General features: G+C 69.5%; 15 protein-coding genes. 11 read left to right on the top strand and 4 right to left on the bottom strand.

The window, feature by feature from the left end:
- Window positions 1-10 precede the first annotated feature (10 nt).
- The gene (locus G6N26_RS09260) at window positions 11-1,108 is read left to right on the top strand and encodes an acyl-CoA dehydrogenase family protein (RefSeq protein WP_083017443.1); all 1,098 of its coding nucleotides are present in this window, start codon (window positions 11-13) and stop codon (window positions 1,106-1,108) included.
- A gap of 17 nt (window positions 1,109-1,125) precedes the next feature.
- On the opposite strand, the gene G6N26_RS09255 is transcribed toward G6N26_RS09260, so the two are convergent.
- Window positions 1,126-1,875 (bottom strand): dienelactone hydrolase family protein, encoded by a 750-nt coding sequence (locus tag G6N26_RS09255; protein WP_067176506.1) that lies wholly within the window; start codon window positions 1,873-1,875, stop codon window positions 1,126-1,128.
- A gap of 154 nt (window positions 1,876-2,029) precedes the next feature.
- On the opposite strand from G6N26_RS09255, the gene G6N26_RS09250 reads away from it, so the two are divergent.
- From G6N26_RS09250 to G6N26_RS09210, 9 genes are all read left to right on the top strand, one after another.
- Window positions 2,030-2,830: a thymidylate synthase gene (locus G6N26_RS09250; protein WP_083017386.1), complete on the top strand. Its 801-nt coding sequence runs from the start codon at window positions 2,030-2,032 to the stop codon at window positions 2,828-2,830.
- Entirely contained in the window at window positions 2,827-3,330 is a 504-nt protein-coding gene (locus G6N26_RS09245) for a dihydrofolate reductase (protein ID WP_083017384.1), read from the top strand. Before G6N26_RS09250 ends, G6N26_RS09245 begins: the two co-directional genes overlap by 4 nt.
- A gap of 103 nt (window positions 3,331-3,433) precedes the next feature.
- Window positions 3,434-4,168 (top strand): coiled-coil domain-containing protein, encoded by a 735-nt coding sequence (locus G6N26_RS09240; RefSeq protein ID WP_083017382.1) that lies wholly within the window; start codon window positions 3,434-3,436, stop codon window positions 4,166-4,168.
- A 52-nt stretch (window positions 4,169-4,220) separates the two neighbouring features.
- Entirely contained in the window at window positions 4,221-5,438 is a 1,218-nt protein-coding gene (locus G6N26_RS09235; protein WP_067176522.1) for a winged helix-turn-helix domain-containing protein, read from the top strand.
- Window positions 5,438-6,811, top strand: a complete 1,374-nt coding sequence (locus G6N26_RS09230) for an N-6 DNA methylase (RefSeq protein WP_083017380.1) — start codon at window positions 5,438-5,440, stop codon at window positions 6,809-6,811. Before G6N26_RS09235 ends, G6N26_RS09230 begins: the two co-directional genes overlap by 1 nt.
- Entirely contained in the window at window positions 6,808-7,929 is a 1,122-nt protein-coding gene (locus G6N26_RS09225) for a restriction endonuclease subunit S (protein ID WP_083017378.1), read from the top strand. The genes G6N26_RS09230 and G6N26_RS09225 overlap by 4 nt, the downstream gene beginning before the upstream one ends.
- 10 nt (window positions 7,930-7,939) lie before the next feature.
- Window positions 7,940-8,692, top strand: a complete 753-nt coding sequence (gene thyX / locus G6N26_RS09220) for an FAD-dependent thymidylate synthase (protein ID WP_083017441.1) — start codon at window positions 7,940-7,942, stop codon at window positions 8,690-8,692.
- Between the two features lie 229 nt (window positions 8,693-8,921).
- Window positions 8,922-9,824 carry a 4-hydroxy-tetrahydrodipicolinate synthase gene (gene dapA / locus G6N26_RS09215; RefSeq protein ID WP_083017376.1) on the top strand — a complete coding sequence of 301 codons (903 nt, stop codon included), beginning with the start codon at window positions 8,922-8,924 and terminating at the stop codon, window positions 9,822-9,824.
- A 19-nt stretch (window positions 9,825-9,843) separates the two neighbouring features.
- Window positions 9,844-11,520, top strand: coding sequence for a ribonuclease J (locus tag G6N26_RS09210; protein WP_067176541.1), 1,677 nt, complete (start codon window positions 9,844-9,846; stop codon window positions 11,518-11,520).
- Window position 11,521: 1 nt separating this feature from the next.
- Here G6N26_RS09210 and G6N26_RS09205 read toward each other — a convergent pair whose 3' ends face one another.
- Genes G6N26_RS09205 through G6N26_RS09195 form a run of 3 tightly spaced genes read right to left on the bottom strand, consistent with a single transcriptional unit; the run spans window position 11,522 to window position 13,544 of the window.
- Window positions 11,522-12,394, bottom strand: a complete 873-nt coding sequence (locus tag G6N26_RS09205) for an SAM-dependent methyltransferase (RefSeq protein ID WP_067176544.1) — start codon at window positions 12,392-12,394, stop codon at window positions 11,522-11,524.
- A gap of 5 nt (window positions 12,395-12,399) precedes the next feature.
- Window positions 12,400-13,230, bottom strand: coding sequence for a mycofactocin-coupled SDR family oxidoreductase (locus tag G6N26_RS09200; RefSeq protein WP_067176547.1), 831 nt, complete (start codon window positions 13,228-13,230; stop codon window positions 12,400-12,402).
- Window positions 13,230-13,544, bottom strand: coding sequence for a putative quinol monooxygenase (locus G6N26_RS09195; RefSeq protein ID WP_083017374.1), 315 nt, complete (start codon window positions 13,542-13,544; stop codon window positions 13,230-13,232). The genes G6N26_RS09200 and G6N26_RS09195 overlap by 1 nt, the downstream gene beginning before the upstream one ends.
- Between G6N26_RS09195 and G6N26_RS09190 the strand changes: the two genes are divergently transcribed.
- Window positions 13,519-16,227: a DNA translocase FtsK gene (locus G6N26_RS09190; protein ID WP_372509319.1), complete on the top strand. Its 2,709-nt coding sequence runs from the start codon at window positions 13,519-13,521 to the stop codon at window positions 16,225-16,227. The genes G6N26_RS09195 and G6N26_RS09190 overlap by 26 nt on opposite strands.
- Window positions 16,228-16,229 lie beyond the last annotated feature (2 nt).

The following is a 16,229-nucleotide window of genomic DNA, read 5'->3' as shown; positions in this document are numbered from 1 at the left end:
CCCGCAGCGCGTGCCGACCGGGGACCTGCTCTACTCGGACACCGAAGAGGCGCTGCGGGCCGGCGTGCGTCAGCTGTTCGCCGAGCGTTGTCCGCCTGAGTCGGTGTCCGGCGTGTATGACGCGCAACCCCAAGACTTCTCGGGTGTGTGGCGCACGCTGGCCACCGAACTGGGCGTGGCCGGGCTGATGGTTCCCGAGTCGCTCGGCGGTGCCGGCGCCAGCGCCCGCGAGGCCGCGGTGGTCATGGAGGAGATCGGCCGGGCCGTCGCGCCGGTGCCGTTCTTGTCCAGCGCGGTCCTCGCCACGGTCGCGCTCCTGGGCGCCGGGGACACCCAGACCGTCTCGGCGCTGGCCCAGGGCGAGCTGACCGCGGCGTTGGTGGTGCCGCTGACCACCGCGCCCGGCGACCCGGTGACCGGCGTGAGCGGGGGACCCAGCGGACTCAACGGATCGGTCACCGCGGTGGCCGGTGCCGGCGAGGCCGACCTGCTGGTGGTGCCCGTTGCCGGGCCGGACGGGCTCGAGCTCCACACCGTCGACCGCGCCGCGGCGGGCGTGCAGGTGTCGCCGCTGCTCGCGCTGGACATGACCAGACCCCTTGCGGCCGTGACGTTTTCGGGTACACCTTCCTCGAAGGTCGGAGCGGGCGACGGGCCCCTCGCCGATGCCATCCTCGCCGGAGCTGCCCTGCTCGCCTCCGAGCAACTCGGCGTCGCCCAGTGGTGCTTCGACACCACACTGGACTACGCCCGGCAACGCCGGCAGTTCGGCCGCACGATCGGCTCCTACCAGGCGATCAAGCATCGGCTGGCGGACCTGTGGTTCGACGTCGGGGCGGCGGCGGCCGCGGCCCGCTATGCGGCCGACACCTGCGCCCGGGCCGACGACGACGCGGCCGCGGCGGCCGCCATCGCCCAGGCCTACTGCAGCGATATCGCCGTGCGCGCCGCCGAGGAATGCATACAGCTGCACGGCGGCATCGGAATGACCTGGGAGTATCCCGCGCACCTCTACCTCAAGCGGGCCAAGAGCGACCAGTTGGCGTTCGGGACCGGCTACCGGCACCGCGCCCGGCTGGCCGAGTTGGTGAACCTGCCGCCGAGCTAGACGGCGCCGGGCAACCCTCAGCGCGGTAACGCCGCGGCGAATACGCCCGTCATCGCGTCCCAGTGCCGCTCGGCGGCCGCGGGGTCATACGGCGCGTTGTCCGGGACGGCGAATCCGTGGCCCGCCGCATACCACTCGATGGTGTGCTCGACCCCGGCCGCCGTCAGCGCCTTGTCGAGCTGTTCGGCGTGATCGGCGGTGAACGACGCGTCGTTCTGGGCGCCGCCCACGTACACCGTCGCGCTCATCCGGTCGGCCAGCAGGTGCGGGCTGTCGTCGGTGTCTGTTACCAGGCCGCCGCCGTGGAAGGACGCCGCGGCGGCCACCCGATCGGGCACCCGGCCGGCGACCATCAGCGACGTCCGCCCGCCCATGCAATAGCCGCACACGCCGAAGCGTTCGCCGCACACCTCGGGGCGGGCGGCCAGGTAGTCGAAGAACGCGGTGGCATCGGCGGCCATCCGGTCCGGGGTGACGCTGCCGATCATCGAAAACAGGCGCCCGCGTTCCTTCTGGTCGCTGAAGACGGTCGCCATGTCGAACGGCGCCCAGTCGGCGGTGCGGTAGTAGACGTCCGGGAGCAGCACGGCATAGCCGAAGCCGGCCAGCTTGGCGGCCATCTGCTCGAACGTGTCCCGCACGCCGCCGGCGTCGGGATACATGACCACACCGGGCCAGGGGACTTGGGATTCCGGACCGTCGGGGGTGAACAGGTGCACCGTGCAGGTGCCATCGGGGGTGGTGACGACGTCGGTGATATTCGGCATGGCACCCGTTCTACTCCCCGCTGCGACGCCCGAAAACATCGGCGCCGACCCGCCGCGCCCGGCTTCGCCGCGCTCGCGATCGCCGCTGGATAAATCGGCGCCGACCCGCCGCGCCCGGCTTCGCCGCGCTCGCGATCGCCGCTAAGCTGACCGCGTGCCAATCCCGACGCCCTACGAGGACCTGCTCCGCCTGGTGCTCGATGCGGGAACGGCCAAATCCGATCGCACCGGCACCGGAACCCGAAGCCTGTTCGGTCAGCAGCTGCGCTATGACCTGTCGGCCGGCTTCCCGCTGCTCACTACCAAAAAGGTGCACCTCAAGTCGGTGGTCTATGAGTTGCTGTGGTTCCTGCGTGGCGATTCCAACGTCAGCTGGCTACACGAGCACGGTGTCACCATCTGGGACGAATGGGCAAGCGACACAGGCGATCTCGGTCCGATCTACGGTGTGCAGTGGCGGTCCTGGCCCACCCCGTCGGGCGAGCACGTCGATCAGATCAGCGCGGCCCTGGATTTGCTGCGCACCGACCCGAACTCGCGGCGCATCATCGTGTCCGCTTGGAACGTCGGTGAGATCCCGCAGATGGCGCTGCCGCCGTGCCACGCCTTCTTCCAGTTCTACGTCGCCGACGGGCGGCTGAGCTGCCAGCTCTACCAGCGCAGCGCCGACCTGTTTCTGGGCGTGCCGTTCAACATCGCCAGCTACGCGCTGCTGACGCACATGATGGCCGCGCAGTCCGGCCTGTCGGTCGGCGAATTCGTGTGGACGGGCGGGGACTGCCACATCTACGACAACCACGTCGAGCAGGTGCGGCTGCAACTGAGCCGCGAGCCCCGCCCCTACCCGGAACTCGTTCTGGGCGAACGGGATTCGATTTTCGACTACACCTACGACGACGTCGTCGTGCGCAACTACGATCCGCACCCGGCCATCAAAGCCCCCGTCGCGGTATGACCCGTAGCACCGAGGTGGGCCTGGTGTGGGCCCAGTCGACCTCCGGCGTCATCGGGCGTGGCGGCGGCATCCCCTGGAACGTTCCGGAAGACCTTGCGCGGTTCAAAGAGGTGACGATGGGGCACACCGTGGTGATGGGCCGGCGGACATGGGACTCGCTACCGACCAAGGTGCGTCCGCTGCCCGGCCGGCGCAACGTCGTGCTGTCGCGCGAGGACGGCTTCGCCGCCGAGGGGGCGCAGGTGGTCGGCTCGCTGGACGCGGCCCTCGCCGGGGCCGAGGGTGAGCTCGCGATGTGGGTGATCGGCGGCGGGCAGGTGTATCTGGCCGCGCTGCCGTACGCGACCCGGTGCGAGGTCACCGAGATCGAGCTCGACCTGCGCCGTGACGACGACGACGCGCTGGCGCCCGCCCTGGACGACACCTGGGTGGGCGAGACGGGGGAGTGGCAGGCCAGCCGCTCCGGGCTGCGGTACCGCTTCCACAGCTACCGTCGCTGAGCCTGCGCGCCTGCTCGCGCTCGGCCCCGACCTGACATACTCGGACTCGGGGGGTCGGTCGCACAGGGTCTACCAGGCGTTTCCGGACAAAGGGGGAATTGCAGTGATAACCGAACCCGTGAAGACGTTCTCGCGAAAGTTCATGGGCTACGACGCGGCCGCCGTCGATGCCCACATCGAGATGTTGACCACCAAGCAGCAACTGCTGCTTGACGATGTCGAGAGCCTGCGGGCCCGGCTGCAGGAATCCGGCGAGCAAACCGCGGCGCTGCGCAAGGAAGTGGCCGTCCTCACGGACACGTCACCCTCGCCGCATGCGATGCAGCAGCGGATGGCGAAGATGCTGCGGCGCGCCGTCGACGAGGTCGCCGAGATGCAGGCCGAGGCGCGCGCCGAGGCGGACGCGCTGATCGCGGCGGCGGAGGCCGAGGCCGAAGCCGCCGAACGCAAACGCGACGAGGTGCTCGCGGACATGGCCGCCCAGCAGAAAGCGCTCGAAACCGAATACGCGGAGACCAAGGAGAAGCTCGACGCCGAACTGGCCGAGATGCGCGCCGAAACCCAAGCGGCGATCGAGGAGGCGCGCCAGAACGCCGAGCGGGAGTGCGAGCAGCTCCTCGGTGACGCCAAGCAGGGGGCCGATCACTACCGTGACAAGGCCCGGCGCGCGGTCGACGAAGCGACCGCGCAGCGCATCGAGATCCTCGAACAGCTGATGGGCGTCTACCGCGACCTAGACAGCGTTCCGGCCGCACTCGAGGCGGCCTACAAGGAACAGAAGAATCCGGACGACGACGGCGCCCTGGCGCCCCTGGACGGCAAGGCCCGCGCGAGCTGAGCTCCCGCTAGCCTCCACCGACGGGCGCCTTCGGGACGGTATTCTCGGCGCCGTGTCGACCCGCAGGCTCTCCGCCGCTCAAGCCCGGCGGATTGCCGTTGCGGCCCAAGGATTTAGCGAGCCCCGCCCCGACGGCCCCATCACCCGTGCCCACCTGAAGCGGCTGATATCCAGGATCCAAGTGCTGCAACTGGATTCGGTGTCGGTCGCGGTGCGCGCCCACTACGCGCCGGTGTTCAGCCGGCTCGGGCCCTACGACCGCGACGTGCTCGACCGCGCGGCCTGGGGCCCGCGGTCGTCGCGGCTGCTGGCCGAGTACTGGGCGCACGAGGCCGCACTGATGGCCGTCGAGGACTGGCCGCTGCTGCGCTGGCGGATGCGCCAGTATCGGCACGGCCGGTGGGGAACCCACATCGTCAAGGCCAATCCCCGCCTGATCGACGAGGTGGTGGCCGCCGTCGCCGAACTCGGGCCCAGCACGGCCGGCCAGATCGAAGCCCATCTGGCCTCGAAATTGTCGGCGCAGCGACGCAAAAAGGGCACCTGGTGGACGCGCAGCGACACCAAATGGGTGGCCGAGGCGCTGTTTTCGTCCGGCGTGCTCACCACGGCCACCCGGGTGGGCTTCGCCCGCCACTACGACCTGGTGGAGCGGGTGTTGCCGGCCGCGGTGCTGGCGCGCGAGGTCGACGACGGCGAGGCGCTCCGCGAACTCACGCTGCGCGCGGCCACCGCGCTGGGCGTGGGCACCGAGGCCGACATCCGCGACTATTTTCGGCTGTCGGCCGCCCAGGCCAAGCCGGCGATCGCTCAGTTGCTGGCCGACGGCGACATCGAACGCGTCGACGTCGACGGCTGGTCCGCGCCCGCCTACCTGCGCGCGGGCCGGACGGTGCCCCGCGTCGATCGCGGCACCGCACTGTTGTGCCCGTTCGACCCGCTGATCTTCTTCCGGCCCCGCGTCGAGCGGCTCTTCGAATTCCATTACCGCATCGAGATTTACACGCCGGCCGCCAAGCGGCAGTACGGCTATTACGTGTGGCCGCTGCTGATGGACGGGCGGCTGGTGGCGCGGGTCGATCTCAAGGCCGACCGGTCGGCCGATTCGCTGCGCGTGGTCGGGGCGTTCGCCGAGCCCGACACCCCCAAACCGCGCGTCGCCGCCGCGCTGGCCGGCGAACTCCAGTCCATGGCGTCCTGGCTTGGCCTGGGGGGATTCAGCGTGGCCGGCCGCGGGGACCTGGCCACCCACCTGCGGACGATCAGCTGATGCGCGCGACGCACAAGGAACTCAAGGACACGCTGTGGAAGGCGGCCAATACCCTGCGGGGGTCCCTGTCGGCCGGCCAGTACAAGGACGTCGTCCTCGGGCTGGTCTTCCTCAGGCACGTCTCCGAGCCGGATTGGAAGGCCTTGGCGGACAACGCCAAAGCCGCCAACATCGGCCGGCTCGTCGACGACGCGATGCGGGCCGCGGGCCTGCCGCGGCTGTACGAAGACCTCGACCGGCGCCGCCTCGGCGAGCTGATCGAGCTTCTGGACACCGTGGGATCCGGCGGGCAGGACGGCCATCGCGATCTGCTGGGCGAGGTGTACGAGTACTTCCTGGGAAATTTCGCGCGCGCGGAAGGAAAGCGGGGCGGCGAGTTCTTCACACCGCCCAGCGTCGTGCGGCTGCTGGTCGAGGTGCTCGAACCGGCCGGCGGCCGGGTGTATGACCCGTGCTGCGGCTCGGGCGGGATGTTCGTGCAGACCGAGCACTTCATCGCCGAGCACGACGGCGATCCCGCGAAAGTCACCGTCTACGGTCAGGAAAGCGTCGAACAGACCTGGCGCATGGCGCGAATGAACCTCGCCGTGCACGACATCGACAACTCCGGTATGGGCGCGCGGTGCGCCGACACGTTCGTCACCGACCTGCACGCCGGCGTGCAGATGGACTACGTGATGGCCAATCCGCCCTTCAACATCAAAGATTGGGCGCGCGACATCGACGACCCGCGCTGGCGCTACGGCGTTCCGCCCGCGACCAACGCGAACTACGCGTGGATCCAGCACATCCTGTCCAAACTGGCGCCGGCCGGCAGGGCCGGCGTCGTGATGGCCAATGGCTCGATGTCCTCGAAGGTCCTGGGCGAGGGGGACATCCGGGCGCGGATCGTCGAGGCGGATCTGGTGTCGTGCATGGTCGCCCTGCCCGCACAGTTGTTCCGCAGCACCGGGATACCGGTGTGCCTGTGGTTCTTCGCTATGGACAAGGGCCACCGGTCGCGCCAGGTGCTGTTCATCGACGCCCGAGAGCTCGGCTATCTGGTGGATCGCGCGGAGCGCGCGCTGACCCAGGAGGAGATCGTCCGGATCGGCGACACCTACCACGCGTGGTGCGACACGCAGTCCGCGCGCGCCAAAAGCATTGTTTACCAAGATGTTCCGGGCTTTTGCCGGTCCGTGTCGCTGGACGACATCAGGGCCGCGGGCCACGTCCTGACGCCGGGCCGCTACGTGGACGCGCCGAGCGCCCCAGACGACGGGGAGCCGAGCGGCGACAAGATCGCGCGATTGACCGACGAGTTGCTCGCGGCGCTCGACGATTCCGCGCGCCTGGATCAAGTGGTGCGCCGGCAGGTGGATCGGTTGCGGTGAAGTCCACCCTGGGCGAGCATCTCGACTTCAGCAGCGGGAGCGGCGCACCGGTGCGCGCCCCGAACGGGCGCTTTCCCGTCTACGGAGCCAACGGAGCGATCGGCTCCGCCGCGCGGCACAACGCCGGCGGCCCGCTGATCGTGGTGGGCCGCGTCGGAACCTATTGCGGCAGTTTGCGCTACTGCGACTCCGACATCTGGGTGACCGAGAACGCGCTGGTGTGCCGCGCGAAAGACCCGGGGGAGACGCGCTATTGGTATTACGCCCTGCACACCTGCCGGCTGAGCGATCACCGATCCGGGTCCGGGCAGCCCCTGCTCAATCAGCGGATCCTGCACGACGTTTCGGTGTCGACCGTCGCGGCGGACGAGCGACACCGGATCGCGGAGCTGCTCGGCGCCCTTGACGACAAGATCGCCGCCAACGACCGCGTGATCGAGGCCGCCGAACGCCTGATGGTTGCCCATGCCGAATCGGTGGTGGACCGCGTGCGGCTGTCGAGCCTGGCGGTCCCGTCGACCGCGTTCCGCAACGTGGGGCAGTTCGCCGCGCGGGTCGCGCATTTCAGCCTTCCGGCGTTCGACGCCGGGGCCAAACCCCGCCTGGTCGAAGGGCGGTCGGTGAAAAGCGGCAAGCTGCTCCTGTCGGAGCCGTGCGTGCTGTTCGCCAAGCTGAACCCGCGGATTCCGCGGATCTGGAATGTGGTGAGCCTGCCGCCGGAAATGGCGCTGGCCAGCACGGAGTTCGCCGTGCTCAGGCCCGTCGGTATCGACTCCTCGGCGCTGTGGTCGGCGCTGCGGCAACCCGACGTCGCGCTGCGCGTGCAGCGGCGGGCCGCGGGGACGTCGGGCAGCCATCAGCGGATTCCGCCGCGTGACCTCCTCGACGTGTGGGTCCCCGACGTCCGCCGGCTGAGTCCGGCGGCGCTGCGGACGGTCACCGGCCTGGGCGCGCTCTGCCATGCCCGCCGCGCCGAAAGCGCCCGGTTGTCCGGCCTGCGTGATGCGTTGCTGCCGTTACTGGTCTGCGGAAAGGTGCGGATCCCGCCCGGCACGCCTTCGCTTGATGGCCCGACTCCTCCTCGCGCCGCTACGCGGCGCGCATCGTCGCCGGGCTAAGGTGAGCGCCGTGGCCGAGATCGCGCCGCTGCGCGTGCAACTGATCGCCAAGACCGAGTTCTTGGCGCCCCCGGACGTGCCGTGGAGCACCGACGCCGACGGCGGCCCCGCGCTGGTCGAGTTCGCCGGCCGGGCCTGCTACCAAAGCTGGTCGAAACCCAATCCCAAGACCGCGACCAACGCCGGCTACATCAGGCACATCATCGACGTCGGACACTTTTCGGTGCTCGAGCACGCGAGTGTGTCGTTCTACATCACCGGCCTCTCGCGCTCGTGCACGCACGAGCTGATCCGGCACCGGCACTTCTCCTACTCCCAGCTGTCGCAGCGCTACGTCCCCGAGACGGACTCGCACGTCGTCGTGCCGCCCGGTCTGGAAGACGATCCCGAACTGCGGCAGATCCTGGCCGCGGCCGCCGACGCCAGCCGCGCCACCTACACCGACTTGCTGACCAGGCTGGAGGCGAAATTCGCCGACCAGCCGAACGCGGTGTTGCGGCGCAAGCAGGCGCGCCAGGCCGCCCGCGCGGTGCTGCCCAACGCCACCGAAACCCGCATCGTCGTCACCGGCAACTACCGGGCCTGGCGCCACTTCATCGCCATGCGCGCCAGCGAGCACGCCGACGTGGAGATCCGGCGGCTGGCCATCGAATGCCTGCGCCAGCTGGCGAGCGCCGCGCCCGCGGTCTTCGCCGACTTCGAGATCTCCGCGTTGGCCGACGGGACCGAGGTCGCGACCAGCCCATTGGCGACCGAAGCCTGAGCCCGGCTGTCACTGCCGTCACTCGCCCGGGACCATCGGGCGTAGTGCCCGCCGCACAGCGACAACGACCCACGCGCCCGCTGGGAGCCGCCGTTGCCGCTGCTAGGCGGGCACTTATCGGACCTCCCCCCGGCTGTGACTCCTGCGACGGCTGCGCCGACGTCCGGCGCCGCAACGCGCGCTCGTGCGGGTGCGAAATAGCTTGCTGGCGCCAGGTAACCTGAACACCGTGAGTACGGCCGGATTCGACGCCCCAGCGCGGTTGGGAACCGTGCTGACCGCGATGGTCACGCCGTTTCGCCCCGATGGCTCCCTCGACACCGCCACCGCCGCGCACCTGGCCAACCACCTGATCGACGCGGGCTGTGACGGTCTCGTGGTCTCCGGCACCACCGGCGAGTCGCCGACCACCACCGATGACGAGAAGCGCGAGCTGCTGCGCGTCGTGCTGGAGGCGGTGGGCGACCGGGCCCGCGTCATCGCCGGTGCGGGCACCTACGACACCGCGCACAGCGTCCGGCTGGCGAAGGCCTGCGCGGCCGAAGGCGCCCACGGGCTGCTGGTGGTCACGCCGTACTACTCGAAGCCACCCCAGAGCGGGCTGATCGCGCATTTCACCACCGTCGCCGACGCGACCGAACTGCCGGTCGTGCTCTACGACATCCCGCCCCGTTCGGTGATCCCGATCCAGCCCGAGACCATCCGTGCGCTCGCCGCGCATCCGAACATCGTCGGGATCAAAGACGCCAAGGCCGACCTGCACAGCGGCGGCCAGATCATCGCCGAGACCGGCCTGGCCTACTACTCCGGCGACGACGCGCTGAACCTGCCGTGGTTGGCCATGGGCGCCACCGGCTTCATCAGTGTGATTTCCCATGTGGCGGCCAATCAGCTTCGGGAAATGTTGTCCGCCTTCAACTCTGGGGATATCGCCACCGCCCGCAAGATCAACTCCACGGTCGCGCCGCTGTGCGACGCGATGGCCCGCTTGGGCGGGGTGACGTTGTCCAAGGCGGGCCTGCGCCTGCAGGGCATCGAGGCCGGCGATCCCCGGCTGCCGCAAATGCCCGCTACGCCAGAGCAAATCGATGCATTGGCGGCCGATATGCGCGCGGCGTCGGTACTCAGGTGACCCAAGGAGCGTCCGAGAAGTGGATGTAGACCTCGCCCCGCCAGGCCCGTTGGCCACTGGAGGGTTGCGGGTCACCGCGCTTGGCGGCATCAGCGAAATCGGCCGCAACATGACGGTTCTGGAGCACCTGGGCAGGCTGCTCATCATCGACTGCGGGGTGATGTTTCCCACCCACGACGAGCCCGGGGTCGACCTGATCCTCCCGGATCTGCGCCATATCGAGGATCGGCTCGACGACATCGAGGCGCTGGTGCTCACCCACGCGCACGAGGATCACATCGGCGGCATTCCGTTCCTGCTCAAGCTGCGGCCCGACATCCCGGTCGTCGGTTCGAGATTCACGCTCGCGCTGGTCGCCGCGAAGTGCCGCGAGCACCGGCTCAAGCCGGTGTTCGTCGAGGTGGCCGAGGGCCAGAAGAGCGCCCACGGCGTCTTCGAATGCCAGTACTTCGCCGTCAACCACTCCATCCCCGACGCGCTGGCGATCGCCGTGCATACCGGCGCGGGAACGATTCTGCACACCGGCGACATCAAACTCGACCAGCTTCCGCTGGACGGCCGGCCGACCGACCTACCCGGCATGTCCCGCCTCGGGGACGCCGGGGTGGACCTGTTCCTGTGTGACTCGACCAATGCCGAGCACCCCGGCGTGGGGCCGTCGGAGAGCGAAGTGGGTCCGACGCTGCACCGCCTGATCCGCGGCGCCGACGGCCGCGTCATCGTGGCGTGCTTCGCCTCCAACGTGGACCGTGTCCAGCAAATCATCGATGCCGCAGTGGCATTGGGCCGCCGGGTGTCGTTCGTCGGCCGCTCCATGGTGCGCAACATGGGCATCGCCCGAGAGCTCGGCTTTTTGCGGGTGGCGGATTCCGACGTGATCGATATCGGCGCGGCCGAGATGATGCCGCCCGAGCGGGTGGTGCTGATCACCACCGGAACCCAGGGTGAGCCGATGTCGGCGTTGTCGCGGATGTCGCGCGGCGAGCACCGCAGCATCACCCTGACCGCGGGTGACCTCGTGGTGCTGGCGTCGTCGCTGATCCCGGGCAACGAGGAGGCCGTCTACGGCGTCATCGACGAACTCGCCAAGATCGGGGCCCGCGTCGTCACCAACGCTCAAGCGCGCGTTCACGTTTCGGGCCACGCCTACGCCGGCGAACTGCTGTTCCTGTACAACGGGATTCGGCCTCGCCATGTCATGCCCGTGCACGGGACGTGGCGGATGCTGCGCGCCAACTCCAAGCTGGCGGCCCGCACCGGCGTGCCGGAGGAGTCGATCCTGCTGGCCGAGAACGGGGTCAGCGTCGACCTGGTCGCCGGCAAGGCGTCGATCGCCGGGGCGGTGCCGGTCGGCAAGATGTTCGTCGACGGCCTGATCAACGGCGACGTCGGCGACATCACGTTGGGCGAAAGGCTCATCCTGTCATCGGGTTTCGTCGCGGTGACCATCGTGGTCCAGCGCGGCACCGGGCGTCCGGTGGCCCCACCGCACCTGTATTCGCGCGGCTTCTCCGAAGACCCCAAGGCCCTCGAGCCGGCCGTGCGCAGGGTCGAGGCGGAGCTCGAGGCGCTGCTGGCCGAAAACATCACGGACCCCGGCCGCATCGCCCAGGGTGTCCGGCGCACCGTCGGCAAGTGGGTGGGCGAAACCTACCGCCGCCAGCCGATGATCGTGCCGACCGTCATCGAGGTCTGACCTAGATCTTCTCGGCGTAGGCCGACCACTCCAGTTGCGACGCCTTGAGTTTGCGGCCGGTCGGCTCGACATAACGCGCGGCGAGCTCGTCGGGGCCGGCCTGTTCCACCAGTCGCCAGCCGTATTCGCCGACGAACGCGGCGACGTCGTCGGGCTGCAAGCCGAAATGCCACAGCTGCCGGCGCTGGCGCACGTTGCGGTACAGCGTGCGGGTGCCATACCGATTCGTGCCGTCGATGAAATCCCTACGGACATAGGTGAACACCAAACGGCTGCCCGGCGCCGCCGCGCGCAGCCCCTCCAGCGTGCGGCGCACGGTGGCTTCGGTCAGGTACTGGGTGACGCCCTCGCAGATGAAGAAGACCCGGTAATCGGTGCGATAACCGTGTTCGGCGAGCGCGGTGAGCAGGTCGTCGTGCTCGAGGTTCAACGCCACCAACCGGACCGACAGCGGCGGTTCGCCCAGTACCCGGCGCACCGTCTTGAACTTGCGGGCGACGTTGACCGGCAGGTCGACCTCGAACACCGGGATGCGGACCCGCCGCGTCAGCAGATAGGCGCGGGTGTCCAGGCCCGCCCCCAGGATGACGACGGCGTCGATGTCGTCGAGCGACTCGGCGAGCTTGTCGGCGATAAACCGCTTGCGGCAGGCCAGATTCGCCCACAGCCCGGGACCGGCGAACTCCGAACCCCGGATCATCAGGCGACGAACCGGCGCGAACCGCGTCGCGCCGACCAGCCACCGCAGCGGGGTGGGCAAGAACAGCTCGGCGAAATCGTCGTCCACCAGGCGGCGCCCGGGCGGCTCGTTCTGCTCGACGGCCGCCAAGACCATCGGGCCGAACGCCGTTTGCGCTACCGGATTTCGCGCCATGGTCGCTACTTGTTCAAAAAGCCCGCGTCGACCGGCAAGGTGACACCCGTGATGTAGCGGGCCTGGTCGGACACCAGCCAGGCCACCGCGTTGGCGATGTCCTCGACGTCCAGCACCTCGACCGGCATGGCGTTGCCCATGGCGCCGGGCGTGTCGGTCGCCGCAGCCATCTTGGCCAGCCACTCGCGGGTGAACTCGTTGTTGATCATCGGCGTCTCGACACCGGACGGATGAATGGAGTTGACCCGGATCATCTGTCCGGCAAGCAGATTCGCGTACACCCGCATCAACCCGACGACCCCGTGCTTGGCGGCCGCGTAGCCCACCGAACCGGCGTCGGGGCTGCCGACGCCGGCCAGCCCGGCGCTGGAGCTGATCAACACGATCGAGCCGCCGGTGCCCTGCTTGACCATCGTGGGTATCGCCGCCTTGATCGTGTTGTACACGCCGGTGAGGTTGACGTCGATGACGTCGCGCCAGCCGTCGTCACCGGATTGCATGGGGGCGATCCCGGCGTTGGCCACCACGATATCGAGGCGGCCGAACTCGTCGAGGCCGGCTTGCAGTGCCGCGGACAGCGATTCGCGGTCGCGGACGTCGCCGCGGGAGGCCACGATGCGCGCGCCGGTGTCCTCCACGAGCTTCACGGTGGCCGCCAGGTCCTCGGGCGTGGCCAGCGAGTAGGGGACGCTGGCGATCTGGTCGCACAGGTCGACGGCGATGATGTCGGCGCCGTCGGCGGCCAGCCGCACCGCGTGCGCGCGCCCCTGTCCGCGGGCGGCGCCGGTGATGAAGGCGACCTTCCCTTTCAGGGGACCTTCCGACGAGGGGGCCATCAGGGACGCAACTGTCCTTTGGCCGGATCGCCCGCCGAGATCGTCTGCAACATCTTGATGTCGGGGGCGCCGTCGAGGTGCTCGCCGGCCGCGCTGAACATCTTGCCGATCGCCGGCGCGGTGCTGTGCGCCTTGAGCGCCTCCTCGTCGGCCCATTGTTCGATGAAGACGAAGGTCTCGCCCGAATTGTGCAGCGAGTACAGCTCGCAGCCGGGTTCGTCGTGCACCTCTTCGACCGCGCGCGTCAGGATGTCGCGGACGGTGTCGACCGATTCCGGTTTGACGGTCATGGTGGCGACGACGACAACGGGCATTGCTGGCCTCCTGGGCGCTCCGGGAATGGGTGACGAGCACGACTTCGCTCACCGGAATGTCACCCTACTCACGCCCGCGGGCGCCCGATCCGCCCCATGCCTCACAAGCCGGGCGGTTACCAGTGTGGCGGGTGGTGTAGATGATGCCGTTGCGACTACCCTTGCCGTCATGCCCAGTAAGACCGCCGCCCGCTCCGGAAGCCGAACGAGCAGGTCAAAGGCCCCTTCCCGCGCCGGTGGGTCCCGCAAGGCGCGCCCCGCAGCGCCCCGCCGGAAGCCCGGCAAACCCGCCCGGCGCCGGAACCACTCGCCACTGGTCGGAATCGGGCTGACCTGCGGTCGCGCGCTGCGCGCCACTTGGGTAATGGCCGCGCGGGGGACCGGCGGCGCCGCTCGCTCGATCGGGCGGGCCCGCGACATCGACCCCGGCCACCGCCGCGACGGCATCGCGCTGCTGTTGCTGGGTTTTTCGGTGGTGGTCGCCGCGAGCTCGTGGTTCCACGCCGCCGGGCCGGTCGGCGCGTGGGTCGACACCCTGGTGCGGACCTTCATCGGCGCCGGCGTGCTGGCCCTGCCCGTCGTCACCGCCGCGGTGGGGGTGACCCTGATGCGGACCGAACCCAACCCCGACGTGCGCCCCAGGCTGATCCTGGGCGCCAGCCTGATCACCCTGTCGGTGCTCGGCCTGCGTCACCTGTGGTCGGGCTCGCCGGGCGATCCGGAAGCGCGCCGGCGCGCGGCGGGATTCATCGGCTTCGCGATCGGCGGGCCGCTCTCGGACGGGCTCACCCCCTGGATCGCCGCGCCGCTGCTGTTCATCGGCTTCATGTTCGGCCTGTTGCTGTTGACGGGCACCACCATCCGGGAAGTGCCTGTGGTGATGCGCAACCTGTTCCACACCCGGTTCGTCGAGGACTACGACGACGAGCCGTACGACTACGCCGACGAGTTCGACGAGGAGGATGCCGAACCCGCACACGACGGCTACTACGGCGACGCGTCCCCGGAGCCGGACGACGAGCCGGCGCCGTGGTCACCCGACGACGACGCCCAGGCCGCGCTGCAGGACGACATCCCCACGGTCCCCGAACCGGCCGTGCAACCCGGCGCGGCGCGGGGCCGCAAGCGCGGACGCTCGGCGGACAAGCAGGACACCATCGAGCTGGACCGCGTCGTCGAGGGCCCCTACACGCTGCCGTCGCTGAGCCTGCTGGTCGCCGGGGACCCGCCCAAGAAGCGCAGCGCCGCCAACAACGTCATGGCCGACGCCATCACCGAGGTGCTGACCCAGTTCAAGGTGGACGCGGCGGTCACCGGCTGCACACGCGGGCCGACCGTCACCCGCTACGAGGTCGAGCTGGGCCCGGGCGTCAAGGTCGAAAAGATCACCGCGCTGCAGAAGAACATCGCCTACGCGGTGGCCACCGAGAGCGTGCGCATGCTCGCGCCCATCCCCGGCAAGTCCGCCGTCGGCATCGAGGTGCCCAACACCGACCGCGAGATGGTGCGGCTGGCCGACGTGCTCACCGCGCCGTCGACGCGACGCGACCACCACCCGCTGGTGATCGGGCTGGGCAAGGACATCGAGGGCGACTTCATCTCGGCCAACCTGGCCAAGATGCCGCACCTGCTGGTCGCCGGGTCCACCGGATCCGGTAAGTCCAGCTTCGTCAACTCGATGCTGGTCTCGCTGCTGGCCCGGGCCACCCCGGAAGAGGTCAGGATGATCCTGATCGATCCGAAGATGGTGGAACTCACGCCGTACGAAGGCATTCCGCACCTGATCACCCCGATCATCACCCAGCCCAAGAAGGCGGCGGCGGCGCTGGCGTGGCTGGTCGAGGAGATGGAGCAGCGCTACCAGGACATGCAGGCCTCGCGGGTGCGGCACATCGACGACTTCAACGAGAAGGTGCGCTCCGGGGCCATCACCGCGCCGCTGGGTAGCCAGCGCGAGTACCGCCCCTACCCGTACGTGGTGGCGATCGTCGACGAGCTGGCCGACCTGATGATGACGGCGCCGCGCGACGTCGAGGACGCGATCGTGCGGATCACCCAAAAGGCCCGCGCCGCAGGCATTCACCTGGTGCTGGCCACCCAGCGCCCGTCGGTGGACGTGGTCACCGGGCTCATCAAGACCAACGTGCCGTCGCGGCTGGCGTTCGCCACGTCGTCGCTCACCGATTCGCGGGTGATCCTGGACCAGGCCGGCGCGGAGAAGCTGATCGGCATGGGCGACGGGCTGTTCCTGCCGATGGGCGCGGGCAAGCCGATCCGGTTGCAGGGCGCCTTCATCACCGACGAGGAGATCCAGGCCGTCGTCACCGCCTGCAAGGACCAGGCCGAACCCGAGTACACCGAGGGCGTCACGACCGCCAAGCCCACCGGGGAACGCACCGACGTCGACCCCGACATCGGCGACGACATGGACGTGTTCCTGCAGGCCGTCGAGCTGGTGGTGTCCAGCCAGTTCGGCTCCACCTCGATGCTGCAGCGCAAGCTGCGGGTCGGCTTCGCCAAGGCCGGCCGGCTGATGGACCTGATGGAGACCCGCGGCATCGTCGGGCCGTCCGAGGGGTCCAAGGCGCGCGAGGTGCTGATCAAGCCCGACGAGCTGGCCGGGACGCTGGCGTTGATCCGGGGCGGCAGCGACGCCGACGGCGGCGAGCCCGACACCGACTAGCG

The sequence above is a fragment of the Mycobacterium marseillense genome (genome assembly GCF_010731675.1).
Taxonomy (GTDB): Bacteria; Actinomycetota; Actinomycetes; order Mycobacteriales; family Mycobacteriaceae; genus Mycobacterium; species Mycobacterium marseillense.
Note: the sequence above shows the minus strand (reverse complement) of the source record. Positions and strands in the feature narration are given on the sequence as shown.

Bases quoted from the DNA above. Each gene is read 5' to 3' on its own strand.
- G6N26_RS09255 (WP_067176506.1), bottom strand. From the start codon at position 1,875: ATGCCGAATATCACCGACGTCGTCACCACCCCCGATGGCACCTGCACG.
- G6N26_RS09245 (WP_083017384.1), top strand. From the start codon at position 2,827: ATGACCCGTAGCACCGAGGTGGGCCTGGTGTGGGCCCAGTCGACCTCC.
- G6N26_RS09230 (WP_083017380.1), top strand. From the start codon at position 5,438: ATGCGCGCGACGCACAAGGAACTCAAGGACACGCTGTGGAAGGCGGCC.
- G6N26_RS09205 (WP_067176544.1), bottom strand. From the start codon at position 12,394: ATGGCGCGAAATCCGGTAGCGCAAACGGCGTTCGGCCCGATGGTCTTG.
- G6N26_RS09200 (WP_067176547.1), bottom strand. From the start codon at position 13,230: ATGGCCCCCTCGTCGGAAGGTCCCCTGAAAGGGAAGGTCGCCTTCATC.
- G6N26_RS09190 (WP_372509319.1), top strand. From the start codon at position 13,519: ATGGTGGCGACGACGACAACGGGCATTGCTGGCCTCCTGGGCGCTCCG.
- G6N26_RS09195 (WP_083017374.1), bottom strand. From the start codon at position 13,544: ATGCCCGTTGTCGTCGTCGCCACCATGACCGTCAAACCGGAATCGGTC.